Source organism: Massilia sp. UYP34, from assembly GCF_056279385.1.
Map to the genome: position 1 here is coordinate 76,336 of NZ_JBWBRF010000001.1, position 13,985 is coordinate 90,320.

General features: G+C 66.8%; 10 protein-coding genes. 1 reads left to right on the plus strand and 9 read right to left on the minus strand.

Features of this window, described 5'->3' with window-relative positions; translation table 11 throughout:
* Positions 1-80: 80 nt before the first annotated feature.
* From ACZ9AQ_RS00355 to ACZ9AQ_RS00395, 9 genes are all read right to left on the minus strand, one after another.
* A complete protein-coding gene (locus tag ACZ9AQ_RS00355) occupies positions 81-1,097 on the minus strand; it encodes a Fe(3+) ABC transporter substrate-binding protein (protein ID WP_429201650.1) in 1,017 nt (338 codons plus the stop codon).
* A 140-nt stretch (positions 1,098-1,237) separates the two neighbouring features.
* Positions 1,238-2,389, minus strand: a complete 1,152-nt coding sequence (locus tag ACZ9AQ_RS00360; protein WP_429201648.1) for a deoxyguanosinetriphosphate triphosphohydrolase — start codon at positions 2,387-2,389, stop codon at positions 1,238-1,240.
* Between the two features lie 4 nt (positions 2,390-2,393).
* Entirely contained in the window at positions 2,394-4,046 is a 1,653-nt protein-coding gene (aroKB, locus tag ACZ9AQ_RS00365) for a bifunctional shikimate kinase/3-dehydroquinate synthase AroKB (RefSeq protein ID WP_429201647.1), read from the minus strand.
* 63 nt (positions 4,047-4,109) lie between these two features.
* On the minus strand, positions 4,110-6,008 hold the full coding sequence (locus ACZ9AQ_RS00370) for an Ig-like domain-containing protein (protein WP_429201645.1): 1,899 nt from the start codon (positions 6,006-6,008) through the stop codon (positions 4,110-4,112).
* A gap of 28 nt (positions 6,009-6,036) precedes the next feature.
* On the minus strand, positions 6,037-8,244 hold the full coding sequence (locus tag ACZ9AQ_RS00375; RefSeq protein WP_429201644.1) for a type IV pilus secretin PilQ: 2,208 nt from the start codon (positions 8,242-8,244) through the stop codon (positions 6,037-6,039).
* Entirely contained in the window at positions 8,241-8,792 is a 552-nt protein-coding gene (locus ACZ9AQ_RS00380; protein ID WP_429201643.1) for a pilus assembly protein PilP, read from the minus strand. The genes ACZ9AQ_RS00375 and ACZ9AQ_RS00380 overlap by 4 nt, the downstream gene beginning before the upstream one ends.
* A complete protein-coding gene (locus ACZ9AQ_RS00385) occupies positions 8,789-9,502 on the minus strand; it encodes a type IV pilus inner membrane component PilO (protein WP_429201642.1) in 714 nt (237 codons plus the stop codon). The genes ACZ9AQ_RS00380 and ACZ9AQ_RS00385 overlap by 4 nt, the downstream gene beginning before the upstream one ends.
* Positions 9,499-10,131, minus strand: a complete 633-nt coding sequence (locus tag ACZ9AQ_RS00390; RefSeq protein ID WP_429201641.1) for a PilN domain-containing protein — start codon at positions 10,129-10,131, stop codon at positions 9,499-9,501. Before ACZ9AQ_RS00390 ends, ACZ9AQ_RS00385 begins: the two co-directional genes overlap by 4 nt.
* Complete coding sequence (locus ACZ9AQ_RS00395) at positions 10,128-11,195, minus strand: pilus assembly protein PilM (RefSeq protein WP_429201639.1); 1,068 nt, start codon at positions 11,193-11,195, stop codon at positions 10,128-10,130. Before ACZ9AQ_RS00395 ends, ACZ9AQ_RS00390 begins: the two co-directional genes overlap by 4 nt.
* A 320-nt stretch (positions 11,196-11,515) precedes the next feature.
* Between ACZ9AQ_RS00395 and ACZ9AQ_RS00400 the strand changes: the two genes are divergently transcribed.
* Entirely contained in the window at positions 11,516-13,852 is a 2,337-nt protein-coding gene (locus ACZ9AQ_RS00400) for a penicillin-binding protein 1A (RefSeq protein WP_429201637.1), read from the plus strand.
* Positions 13,853-13,985 lie beyond the last annotated feature (133 nt).

A 13,985-nucleotide genomic window follows, 5' to 3' on the forward strand; every position in this document is an offset into this window, starting at 1 on the left:
ATGCCGCCCGGCCTGAAGCGGGGCGGCATCGCGGGGCCGGCAGGCCCGGGCACGAAGCGGGACCGATCAGCGGGGACCGATCAGCGCCAACCGGCGCGGTCGTAGATCTTCTGGACCTCGGCCTGCTTCGCCGCCAGCGCGCCCACATTGATGGTATCGGCCTTGAAGTTACCCAATGCCCCCAGCCCCGGATTGCTGGTCTTGACGCTCGCGACGACTGGCCACTCGTTGTTACCGTCGGCAAAGTAGATCTGCGCCTGGTTCGAGGCCAGGTACTCCAGGAACTTGACGGCCGACTCCTTGTTGGGCGACGTCTTGAGCATCCCGCCGCCAGAAATATTCATGTGGGCGCCGGTCGTCTTCTGGTTCGGCCAGATGACGGTCACGTTGTCCATGACCTGCTTGTCTTCCGGTTTGGTCGAGCGCAGCATGCGCGCGACGTAATACGAATTTGCCAGGGCCACGCCACATTCGCCGGCAGCGACGGCCTTGATCTGGTCGGTGTCGCCGCCTTTCGGCGCCCGCGCGAAGTTCGCCACCAGGCCCTTGGCCCAGGCCTGCATCTTCTGCTCGCCGTGGTGCGACAGCATGGCTGCGCCCAGTGACAGGTTATACGGATGGGCGCCGGAACGCACGCATACCTTGCCCTTGAGCTTGGGGTTCGCGAGGTCCTCGTAGTTTTGCACGTCGGCCGGGTTCACGCTCGCCTTGTTGACCACGATGATGCGCGCGCGCTGCGAGAACGAAAACCATTGATCGGTTCGCAAGTGGGCTGGAATACGTTCGTTCAGGATCTTCGATGTCACCGGCGCGAACAGGCCCAATGCCTGGGCCCTGCCCAGGCGGGCGGCATCGACGGTCAGGAAGACGTCGGCCGGGCTGTAGGCGCCTTCGTTGCGCAGGCGCTCGAGCAACTCGTTCTCGCCGGCCTCGATCCGATTGATCTTGATTCCGGTTTGCTTCGTGAAGTCCGAGTAGAGCGCTTCATCGGTCTGGTAATGGCGTGCCGAATACAAGTTGACGACTTTTTCCTGGGCGAATGCCGGAAGAGCAACCAACGATGCCAGGACAATTGCTGCGATTTTGGTGGGACGCACGATGTTCCTAAAATGGCTGAAAACTTCAGCCTAACAAAACTCGCAGCCAGATGCAAATAATACTCATTTACTCAATGGGTTGCCGGGGCGCCCGACCGGCGTGGTGCCGCCGACCCAGGCATCCGGTCCATGGCCGCGGATCAGAAGTGATCGAGCGAGAAGATGCGGCGGTGCTCGCGGATCGCGTAGCGGTCGGTCATGCCGGCGATGTAGTCGGCGATCTTGCGCGCCTGCTTCATCGGGTCGCCGTCGACCTGGTAGTCGTTCGGCAGCAGCACCGGGTCGTCCAGGAAGGCCTGGAACAGTTCACGCACGATGCTGCTCGCCTTGACCCGCATGCGGTTGACCTGGAAGTGGCGGTACAGGTTGGCGTACAAAAAGCGCTTGAGGGCCGTGGTCTCGGCGCGCATGGTGTCCGAGAAGCGGATCAGCGGCGCCGCGGCGCGCACGTCGTCGATGGTCTGCGGGTTCGCGTCCAGGATCCGCTGTCGTGACGTCTCCACGAGGTCGGCCGTCATCGCCGTGATCATCAGGCGGATCGTCTCGTACAGCGCGCGCCGTCCCGCCAGGCCAGGGTATTGCAGCTCGACCTGCCTGCGCAGGCGCGCGAACAGTTCCACCTCTTCCATCTGGGCCATTGTGAGCAGCCCCGAACGCAGGCCGTCGTCGATGTCGTGGTTGTTGTACGCGATCTCGTCGGCCAGGTTCGTCAGCTGCGCTTCCAGGCTGGGCTGGCTGCGGTCGAGGAAGCGCTGGCCCAGCTCGCCCAGCTGGCGCGCATTGTTGGGCGAACAGTGCTTGAGGATGCCCTCGCGCGTCTCGAACGTGAGGTTCAGGCCGTCGAAGGCGCCGTAGTGCTCCTCCAGGTGGTCGACCACGCGCAGGCTTTGCAGGTTGTGCTCGAAGCCGCCGAAATCCTTCATGCAGTCGTTGAGCACGTCTTGGCCCACGTGGCCGAACGGCGTGTGGCCGAGGTCATGCGCGAGCGCGGTGGCTTCGACCAGGTCTTCGTTCAGGCGCAGGCTGCGCGCCAGGGTGCGGCCGATCTGCGCCACCTCGATGCTGTGGGTCAGCCGGGTGCGGAACAGGTCGCCCTCGTGGTTCAGGAACACCTGGGTCTTGTATTCCAGGCGCCGGAAGGCGGTCGAGTGGATGATGCGGTCGCGGTCGCGCTGGTATTCGCTGCGCGCGCCCGGTCCCGGTTCGGCGTGGCGCCGGCCGCGCGACTGCGACGAGTGCGCCGCGTAGGGAGCCAGGCCCGCGTCGAAGCTGCGCATCGCGTCCATGGTCATCCTCTCAGCCGCTGCACGCCGCCAGGGTCGAGCGCAGGATGTCCAGCGGGACCGTGGTGATCGACGGGCTGCCGAGCGGCTTGAGGAGAATGAAACGGATTTCGCCGCCCTCGTTCTTCTTGTCGACTTCCATCAGCTCGATCCAGCGCGCCTCGCCAAGATCCGGCGCCACGGCCGGCAGGCCGGCGGCGCGCACCAGGGCGCGCACGCGCTCCACGGCGGCCGGTTCGATCAGGCCCAGGCGCGCCGACATGTCGGCCGCCATCACCATGCCGCAGCCGACCGCCTCGCCGTGCAGCCATTCGCCGTAGCCCAGGCCGTTCTCGATCGCGTGGCCGAAGGTATGGCCGAAGTTCAGCACCGCGCGCAGGCCGCCTTCGCGTTCGTCCTTGCGCACCACCTCGGCCTTGATCTCGCAGGACCGCGCGATGGCGTGGGCGAGCGCTTGCGGCTCGCGCGCAAGCAAGGCCCCGACGTTGGCCTCGATCCAGTCGAAGAAGGTCGCGTCGAGGATGGCGCCGTGCTTGATCACCTCGGCCAGGCCGGCCGACAGCTCGCGCGCCGGCAGCGTGTCGAGCGTCGCGGTGTCGGCGATGACAGCGCGCGGCTGGTAGAAGGCGCCGATCATGTTCTTGCCCAGCGGGTGGTTGATGCCGGTCTTGCCGCCCACCGAGGAGTCGACCTGGGACAGCAGGGTGGTCGGGATCTGCACGAAGGGCACGCCGCGCATATAGCTCGATGCGGCAAACCCGGTCAGGTCGCCGATCACGCCGCCGCCCAGCGCCACCAGCGTGGTCTTGCGGTCGCATTTGTTTTGCAGCAGCGCGTCGTAGACGAGGTTCAGCGACTGCCAGTTCTTGTGCTCTTCGCCGTCCGGCAGCACGATCTCGACCACGTCGCGCCCGAGCGCGCGCAGGTGGCCGGCCACCTTGGCCAGATACAGCGGCGCGACGGTGGTGTTGGTGACGATGGCCACCTTGTTGCCGCCGATGTGGCGCGCGAGCAGCGCGGCGTCGTCCAGCAGGCCGGGGCCGATCGCGATCGGGTAGCTGCGTTCGCCGAGGTCGACGTTGAGGGTGATGCGTTCCTGTTCGTTCATCGATGTCCTTGCATGCCGGCGCGCGCGAGCCATTTCTTGCGCCGCCAGCTGGTCCAATATGGTTTGTACCATCGATTGTACGTTAGGACGGCCGGTGTCGATGACGAGGTCCGCAATCTCGCGGTATAGCGGATCGCGCTGGGTCCACAGTTCTTCGAGCTTCGCGCGCGGGTCGGCCGTCTGCAGCAGCGGGCGGTTCTTGTCGTTGGCGGTGCGCTGCAGGATGCTGCCGATCGAGGCGCGCAGGTAGATCACGGTGCCGCGCTCGGCCAGCAGGGCGCGGCTCTTCGGGTCGAGCACGGCGCCGCCGCCGGTGGCCAGCACCAGGCCCTGCTGGCTGGAGAGGTCGCGGATCACGTCCGCTTCGCGCCGCCGGAAGCAGGCCTCGCCCTCGATCTCGAAGATCCAGGGGATGGTGGCGCCGGTGCGCGCCTCGATCTCGTGGTCGGAATCGACGAAGCGGCGATTGAGCTTGCGTGCAAGCAATCGTCCAATCGTGGTCTTCCCTGCCCCCATCAGGCCAACAAGGAAGATATTGTCGTTCTTGGGATGTGGCACTACCAAACCCGCTCTAATGATAAGACGGCCAGTATAGACTGGCCGCCTGTCTCTCCGCGAATTTTATGGACAAGTGAAGTTCAGCGAGAACGGCAGCGAACTGACGTCGCCGCGCGGCGTGGTGACGCCCACATTGAAGGTCGCCCGGGCGCCCGTGGTGCAGGGCTTGGGCCCGGTGGCGCTCAGGGTGATCCGGTGCGACGAGCCCTGCGGGCCGGCGCCCGGCATGGCGAAGATGCTCGGCACCCGGGCCGGGCTGATGTCGACCAGGGTGGCGTTGACCAGACCCGTGACCGCCACGGTCGACCCGGACGGCAGCGGATTGCCGTTCAGGTCGGTCAGCTGGACCAGGAACACTTTCGGATCGTTGGCGCTCGCGCTGCCCAGGTCGCCGGTCGACTGCGAGCTGGCGCCATCGACGTAGGCGCTGGCCAGGGTTTCGTCGCTGAACGTGATCGTCGTCTTGACGGCCTGGACGTTGCTGCCGTCGGTGGTGCTGGCGCAGATCGTCGCCACGCCTGGACGGGTGCTGTCCGGGGCCGCGTTGGAACCGCTATTGCATGGCGTGACCGGGGTGTTCGGCAGCGCGACGCGCGGCGCCTGGGTGCGGAACGGAACCGAGCAGCCGCCGTTGACGGTGACGCAGCCGCCCGAACTCGAGGTGCCGATGGCGCCCAGGTTGGTCTGGAACACGATCGGCGTGCCATCCGCGACCGGGTTGCCGAACTGGTCGGCCAGCAGCACGTTGACGGTGGCGGCCGGGGTCGTGGTGCCGCTGTCGAACGACCAGCCATCCACGTTGCCGCTGGTGGCGGAGATCGAGAACGCGCGCTGGGTCGGCAGGCCGGTGGTCACGACGATCGTGTCCGAATGCGTCGAGATGTCCGGCTGGCCGCCGGCGCCGGTGCCGGGCAGCACGGCCCGCACGCGGAAGGTGGTCGGCACGGCGCCCGAGTTGACGGTGGTGATCACTTCACCGTTCTGGTCGGTGCGGTCGGTCTTCTTGTTCAGGGTGACCAGGTTCTCGGGCTCGACGGTGAAATCGACCTGCTTGTTGGCCAGCGGACGGTTGAACAGGTCGAACACGCGGAAGCGCAGGGTCGCGGTCTCGGTGCGGTTGATGCCGCCCTGGCCGCGGATCACGATCGACTTGTCGGTCGGCTGCGCTTCGACGAACTGCACCGACGAGGCGCTCGGCTGGGCGACCGCGAGCGACCCCGTCGCCGGGGTCGCGACGCCGTCGGCGCTCACGGTGATGGTGTCGCTGTTGCCGCAACCCTGGTCGCGGTAGACCGTCTCCGCGGTGCCGTTGTTGGTGGCGACGACGGTGGCCAGCGTGGCCTTGCCGGCAGCGACGCAGGCCGACGAGAAGTTGACGTTGACCTGGCCCATGTACTTGACGCCATTGGCGAGCAGGTCGACCGAGACCCGGCTCGAATCGTAGGCATTGATGCTGGCCGGCGCCAGGCGCAGCGCGCTGAAGGTCAGCGCGGTGGCGTTGACCGCGTAGTTGGCGGAATTCGTGATGGCGGTGCCGGCCACGGTGGCGCTGGCCGTGACGCTGCCGGCGCCGCCGGCGGCCAGGCTGGCCACCCGCATGGTGATGCTCGCGGTGCCGCTGGCGTCGGTCAGCGCGGTGCCGGCGCCCGGCGCGAACACGGCCAGGTCGTCGTCGGTGGTGAAGGTGACCAGCGCATTCGGTACCGGCCGCTTGCTGGCGTCGAGCACCACGGCGCGCACCGTCAGCGGCGTGGCGCCCGAGAGCGCGGTGCTGGCGCCGCCCGCGGCATTGACCAGGCTGACGCCGACGGTCGGCGCGGCAGGCACGACCGGCGCGCCGCCGGTGCCGCCACCACCGCTGCCGCCCGGGGTGCCCGGATTGCCGCCGCCGCCGCCGCAGGCGGACAGGGTCGCGGCCAGGAGCAGCGCCAGGCTGCCGTACTTGATGTGTTGGTTGTTCATATTATTATCGTTTGGGGTTAAGGTCGGTTCAGCGCGCGCCCGCCACGTTCTCGTTCACGATCTTCGGGGTGATGAAGACCAGCAGCTCGGTCTTGCTGTGCTCGGTGCCGGTGGTCTTGAACAGGTAGCCCAGCAGCGGGACGTCGCCCAGCAGCGGCACCTTGGTCACGTTGTTGCGCTCGGTCTGCTGGTAGATCCCGCCCAGCACCACCGTGCCGCCGTTCTCGACCATCACCTTGGTCTTGACGTGCTGGGTGTTGATCGCGAAGCCGGCGCGGGTCTCTTCCCCCTTCGAATCCTTGTTGACGTCCACTTCCAGCACCACGTTGCCGTCCGGCGTGATCTGCGGCGTCACTTCCAGGCGCAGGTTGGCCTTCTTGAACGAGATCGAGGTGGCGCCGCTGCTGGTCGCCTGCTCGTAGGGCAGCTCGACGCCCTGCTCGATCACGGCGACCTGCTTGTCCTCGGTGACCACGCGCGGGCTCGAGATGATCTTGCCCTTGCCGTCGGCTTCCAGCGCCGACAGTTCCAGGTTCAGGAAGCGATTCGCGGCCGACGAGAACAGCGAGAACGCCAGCGTCGAGGCCGGGATGCCGCCGATGCCGGCCGCCGGCAGGTTGACCATGGTGGTGTTGTCGATGCTGGTGGTCGCCGGGGTCTGGCCCGTGACCTGGCCGACGCCGGCCAGGTTGCCGCCGATGGCGACGCGCTCGTTGCCGCTGACCTGCCAGCCGGAGTCGCCGCCGCGCTGGGTGCGCAGGTCGTTGAAGCCCAGCTTGGCGCCGAGGTTGCGCGAGAAGCCGTCGTTGGCCTCGACCAGGCGCGCCTCGATCAGCACCTGCTTCGCGGCGATGTCGGTCTTCTGGATCAGTTTGCGGATGTCCTCGATCCTGGCGGCGATGTCGGTCACGAACAGCTGGTTGGTGCGCGGATCGATGATCGCGCTGCCGCGCCGCGACAGCACACGGTTGCGCCCGCCCGCGTCGCTGCCCGCGGTGGCGCCGCCGGCGTCCAGGCCGAACACGTTGCGGAACGATTCCGCCTTCTGGTAATTGAGCTGGAAGATCTCGGAGCGCAGCGGTTCGAGTTCGGCGATCTGGGCGCGCTGCTCGAGCTCGAGCTTTTCCTTGGTCAGCAGTTCTTCCTTCGGCGCGATCCACACCACGTTGCCGTTCTTGCGCTGGTCCAGGCCCTTGGCGGTCAGGATCACGTCCAGCGCCTGGTCCCACGGCACGTCCTTCAGGCGCAGGGTCAGCGAACCGGTCACCGAGTCGCTGGCGATGATGTTCAGGCCCGAGATGTCGGCCACCGCCTGCAGCGCGGCGCGCACTTCGACGTCCTGGAAATCGAACGACAGCTTCTCGCCGCGATACCCCTGCGGATTGTCGCGCGAGCCCAGGCTGCCGCGATTCGGGTCCTTCTCGACCTTGCGCACCTCGACCACGAGCTGGGAGTCGCTCTGGAATACCGACTGTTCCCAGTCGCCTTGCGCTTCCACCGTCATGCGCACGTTGTCGCCCTGGGCCTGGGTCGCGACGCGGGTGACGGGCGTGCCGAAATCGGTCACGTCCAGGCGCCGGCGGAGCGACTCCGGCAGGCGCGCATTGAGGAAGTCGACGGTCACGCCGCTGGCGGTCTGGCGCACGTCGACCGCCACCTGGTTGGCGGGCAGGTCCACCACGACCCGGCCGGCGCCATTGGCGCCACGGCGGAAGTCGAGGTCGCGCAATTGAGGACGCGTTGCGGGAAGCGCGGCCGGCCTCGCCGCCACCACCGGCACGCCGCCGGCGTCGAGCGCGCGCGCCACGCCGCCCGAGCCTTCCACGGTCACGACCACCGACTTGCCGTCGATCGTGGTCGCGTAGTTCAGGGCGCGCGCCAGGTTCAGCACCAGGCGGGTACGCTCGCCGGCCTGCACCACGTTCAGGCTGCGCACGTCGCCCAGGTTCAGCTCGTGCACCGTCTTGCCGGTGGCGTTGGCGGTGGCGCCGAAGTCGAGCGCGATCCTTGCCGGTTGAGACGGGTTGGTGATCGCGAAGCCGATCGGCGCACGCGCCGGGACCTCGCGCATGGTCACGTTGATGACGACGTTGCTGCCCTGCTGGTTGGCCGTGATCGACTCGATCGCATTGCCCTGGGCCAGGGCGGCGCCGGCGCACGTCAATAGCATGAGTGCGGCCGCGGCGCGCGCCAGCCATGCCGGCGGGGCGAAGCGAATCTTGACGTTGAAGGTCATTTACTGCTCTCCTTGTTTGCTGCGCGGCTCTGCAGCTCGATGTGGGCCATGCGCTCCACCCAGTCGCCGGTGGCGTCCTGCACCGATTCCCTGATCTCGACGGCGCCCTCGCTCACCCGCGTGACGCGCCCATAGTTCTGTCCGATCCGCTGGCCGCTGCGCACCCGGTACAGGGAGCGCTCGATCTGCAGCAGCGCGTAATGCACGCCGCCCTTCTGGATCGTGCCGACCATCCGCATCGTGTCGAGCGGGAAGGTCTCCAGCAATTCCTTCGGCCGCTCGAGATCGGGCTGGTTGGCATTGCTGCTGGCCTGCGCCATGCGCGCCATCTCGCCCAGCAGCTTGCCGGGGTCGAACGGGTCGGGCGCCTGGCGCGCATCGTAGGCATAGGGCTCGAAGTTCTTCGGTTCCGGCAGCGGCTTGACCTTCGGCACGGTCTGCTTTTCCACCTGTTTCATCCAGGCCCGGGTCTCGCCCACGCCGCCGTCGCCGCAGGCGGCCAGTAAACCGCTGGCCAGCAACAGCGCTGTCACTCGTGCGCGCATCATTTCTTGCCCCCGGTCTTGGTCTTGGCCGCGGACTTGGTCGCCCCTTTGCCCTTCTTGCCCTTCTTCTTCTCGGCCGCGCGCGTCGCGCGCTGGGCCGCCAGCTCTTCCTGGTCGAGGTAGCGGAAGGTCTTGGCCACCGCCTGCAGCCCCAGGCTGCCGTCCTTGCCGGCCAACAGGGTCAGGTTGTTCAGGGTGACGATGCGCGGCAGGTTGGCCATGTCGGCGGCAAACGCGCCCATGTCGTGGTAACGGCCGCTCACCTTGATGTCGATCGGCAGCTCGGCGTAGTAGTCGCGCACCACTTCCTGGCCCGGCTTAAACAGCTCGAACTGCAGGCCGCGGCCGACGCCCGACTGGTTGATGTCGGACAGCAGCGAATACATTTCGGACTTGCTCGGCAACTGCTTCTCCAGCCGCACCACGTACTGGTCGACCTGCGCCTTCTGCGCCTTGAGCGCTTCCAGGTTGATCGCCTGCGCCATCTTGGTCTTGTACTCGGCGCGCAGCTTTTCCTCGTCGCGCGCGCCGCGCTCCTGGGCCGCGAACTGGTCGCTCCAGTAAAAGTAGTAGCCCAGGCCGACCACCGCCGCCAGCACGCCGGCCGCGCACAGCAGGCGCGGCGCCAGCGGCCACTGGCCGGGCGAACGGCCCTGCAGGTCCTGGAACTGCGCCGCCAGCCGGGCGCCGAGTTCTTTGATGTCGATGTTCATGCCTTCTCCACCGCGCGCCTGGCCGCGGCCGGCCTGGCGCCGCTCGCGGCTTCTTCGCCCTCGTCGCTCAGGCGCGCGCGCTTGATCGACACGCCGAGCGTGAACTCGACCACCTTGCGGCTGGTCTTGCCCTGGGTGAGGGTGATCGCCCGGACTTCGGTCAGGTCCGGGTTCTGCAGCCATGCCGAGCCGCTCGACAGGTTGCGCAGCAGCTCGGCCACCCGCTCCTGCGACTGGGCGTTGCCGGTCAGGATCACGCGCTGGCCGCTCTGCTTGACCGATTTCAGGTGCACGCCTTCCGGCGTCTGGCGCACCAGCTCGTCGAGCAGGTGGACCGGCTGGTTGCGGTCGCCCTGCAAGTCCTCGACCGCCTGCTGGCGCGCCTGCAGGGCCGCGATCTCTTCCTTCAGGTTGGTGATCTCGCTGATCTTCTTGTCCAACTCCGCGCTGGCCTTTTTCAACACGTCGTTGCGCTGGTTCTGGACCGAGATCTGGCTGGCGTTATAAGCGCCAACCAGCATCACCACGATGGCGCCCAGCACGCCGCCCAGCGCCAGCAGGGCGACGAAGGCGGTCTGCTTCTGCTTGCGCTTGGCCTCGCGATGGGGCAGCAGGTTAATCCGGATCATGCGCCGAACCTCCGCAGCGCCAGGCCGCAGGCGACCAGATAGGCCGGGCCGTCCTGGCGCAGCTGGTGTTCGCGCACGCCGGCGCCGAGCTGCATGCCCTCGAACGGCGCCGCGAGCAGCGTCGGCAGGCGGGTGCGGGCGGCCACGACGTCGAGGATCCCGGGCAGCAGCGCGCAGCCGCCGGCCAGGTACAGCTGGTCGATCCGGGTATACGGGGTCGAGGTGTAGAAGAACTGGATGGCGCGCGTGATTTCCAGCGCCGCGCTGTCCAGGAACGGCGCCAGGATGTCGGCGCGGTAGTTCTCGGGCAGGTCGCCCGCCTTCTTGCGCGTCTCGGCTTCTTCGAACGCCATGCCGTAGCCGCGCACGATGTCCTGGGTCAGCGCATTGCCGCCGAACGGCTGCTCGCGCTCGTAGACCGCTTCGCCGTTCAGCAGCACCGACACGTGGGTGGCGTGGGCGCCGATCTGGAACAGCGCCACGATCTGGTCCGGCCGCGGCAGGGCGGCGTGTTCGAGCGCGCTGCGCGCGGCGTACGACTCGATGTCCATCACGGTGGCGGTGAGGCCGGCGGCTTCGGCGATCGCGACCCGGTCCTCGACCTTCTCGCGGCGCGCGGCGGCCAGCATCACTTCCATGTCGTCCAGCGAATTCGCGGCCGGGCCGATCACGTCGAAGTCGAGGCTGACCTCATCGAGCGCGAACGGGATATACTGGCTGGCCTCGGACTCGACCTGCACTTCCAACTGGTCTTCCGATAAACCGGCCGGCAGGATGATCTTCTTGGTGATCACGGCGGCGGGCGGCATGCCGAGCGCCACGTGGCGGGCGCGGGTGCCGCTCTTTTTCCAGACCCGGCGTACCGCATCGGCGACCTGGTCCATGTTTTCGATATTGCCGTCCACCACGGCGCCGCGCGGCAGCGCCTCGGTGGCGTAGCGCTCCAGGCGCACGATACCCTTGCCGGCGTCGGCCAGCTCGACCAGGCGGACGCCGGACGTGCTGATATCGAGCCCGGCCATCGGCGGGCTCGACTGTCCAAACAAGGACCCCAGATTGATCACCAATACACTCCTGTGGCTGCAGAATGAGCTTGAAATGCCCGGAATTGGGTGTTGTCGTAAATAAAACAGCTATTTACTTCTTATAACTTTCTTATAAAAATCCGATACTTACGTGCAGCACCGCTTCGGATCGTAGCAACAAAGGATGACGACGGACAAGAAGTTTCTGCACTGGAACACTTTATTCCGGGGCGTGCGCACCACACTCCGGCGTTTTCTTGCCAGGACAATATTGCCTTTGAGTTCTCTTAAGCTCTGGCGAGTATCGGGCACTAAACCGCTGCCTTATAATGAGGCGGATCAACAAAGCGAAAGTCAGCATGAAAGAGAAACAAGCGGCATCCTCTGCCTCCTCCTCGAAGTTCAGCCCCAAGCGGCTGATCCTGATGGCCATCGCCGGCCTGTTCGGCCTGGGCGCCATCGGCGTGCTGGTCGTCGTGTTCGCCCTCGCGATGGCCTACCCGAACCTGCCGGCGCTGGACACCATCACCGACTACCGGCCCAAGATGCCGCTGCGTATCTTTACGGCCGATAACGTCCTGATCGGCGAGTTCGGCGAGGAGCGCCGCACCCTGGTCCACTTCAAGGACATCCCGGACGTCATGAAGAAGGCGGTGCTGTCGATCGAGGACGACCGCTTCTACGAGCACAGCGGCATCGACTACTGGGGCATCCTGCGCGCCGCCTTCCACAACGCCACCAGCGGCTCGCGCCAGGGCGCCTCGACCATCACCCAGCAGGTCGCGCGCAACTTTTTCCTGTCGTCCGAGCAGACCTTCAAGCGCAAGGCCTACGAGGCCCTGCTGGCCTGGAAGATCGAGAAGAACCTCTCCAAGGACCAGATCCTCGAGCTGTACATGAACCAGATCTACCTGGGCCAGCGCGCCTTCGGCTTCCAGTCGGCGGCCCAGATCTATTTCGGCAAGGACCTGCGCGACATCAGCGTGGCCGAAGCGGCCATGCTGGCCGGCCTGCCGAAGGCGCCATCTGCCTACAACCCGGTGGTCAACCCGACCCGCGCCAAGACCCGCCAGCAATACATCCTGCAGCGCATGCACCAGCTCGGCTACATCAGCGATGCGCAGTTCGCCCAGGCGAAGGCGGAGCCGCTCAAGATCAAGTCGGACAGCACCGCTTTCGGCGTGCACGCCGAATACGTGGCCGAGATGGCGCGCCAGCTGGTCTACGAACAGTTCAAGGAAGACACCTATACCCGCGGCCTGAACGTGTTCACCACCATCACCAAGGCCGACCAGGACGCCGCCTACCTGGCGCTACGCCGCGGCGTGATGGACTACGAGCGCCGCCGCCCCTACCGCGGCCCCGAATCGTTCATCGACATCCCGGGGGCCAAGCTTGACGCGGATGAAGCGATCGAAGCCGAGCTGGCCGAGCATCCGGACAGCGACAACATCATCGCCGCCGTCGTGCTGCAGGCCTCCCCGACGCAAGTCCAGGCGACCATCGCCTCGGGCGACACGATCACCATCACCGGTCCGGGCCTCGCCTTCGCGCGCGCCTGGCTGTCCGACAAGGCGGCCCCGAACCGCCGCGTGCGCCGCGGCGCCGTGATCCGCGTGATGCAGGACGACGAGTCGAAGTGGCTGATCACCCAGATGCCGGAAGTCGAATCGGCCTTCGTGGCGGCCAATACCGAGGACGGTTCGATCCGCGCCCTGGTCGGCGGCTTCGACTTCAACCGCAACAAGTTCAACCACGTGACGCAGGCCTGGCGCCAGCCGGGTTCCTCGTTCAAGCCGTTCATCTATTCGGCGTCGCTCGAGCGCGGCCTGTCGCCGGCGACGATCGTCAACGACGCCCCGATCAGCTTCGATGCCGGCCAGACCGGCGGCCAGGCCTGGGCGCCGAAGAACTACGACAACAAGTACGAAGGCCCGATGACCATGCGGCGCGGCCTGACCTCGTCGAAGAACATGATCTCGATCCGCATCCTGAACAAGATCGGCGCGCGCTACGGCCAGGAATATGCGGCCCGCTTCGGCTTCGAGCCGGAGCGAAATCCGGCGTACCTGACCCTGGCGCTGGGCGCCGGCGCGACCACGCCGCTGCAGATGGCCGGCGCCTACGCGGTATTCGCCAACGGCGGCTACCGCATCAGCCCCTACCTGATCTCGAAGGTCACCGACAGCGACGGCAAGGTGCTGTCCGAGGCGCGCCCGGCGCGCGCCGGCATTGAGGCGAACCGCGTGATCGACGCCCGCAACGCCTTCCTGATGGACAGCATGCTCAAGGACGTGGTGCGCTACGGCACCGCGGCCAAGGCGATGGCGCTCAAGCGCACCGACCTGGCGGGCAAGACCGGCACCACCAACGACTCGATCGACGCCTGGTTCGCCGGCTACCAGCCGAAGGTGGTGGGCATCGCCTGGATGGGCTACGACAAGCCGCGCAACCTGGGCGCGCGCGAGACCGGCGGCGGCCTGGCGCTGCCGATCTGGATCGACTACATGCAGAAGGCGCTCAAGGGCGAGCCGAACGTCGAACGCGAGGTGCCGGCCGGGCTGGTGCAGTACGGTTCGGATTACTATTACGCCGAGACCCCCCCGGGCAGCGGGGTCGAGACGCTGGACGTCGGCCCGCCGCCGGCGCCGGAGCAGCAGAAGGAGCGTGATGCGGTGAGGAACGAGTTGTTCTGATCACGCGCTTCATCGTTGGCTTGTCAACGTCGTCCCCGCGGAGGCGGGGACCCAAGTCACCAGCTCTGCCACTACGTTTGAGTTAAGTGGTGTGCAGGCAAACTTGGGTCCCCGCCTTCGCGGGGACGACTTT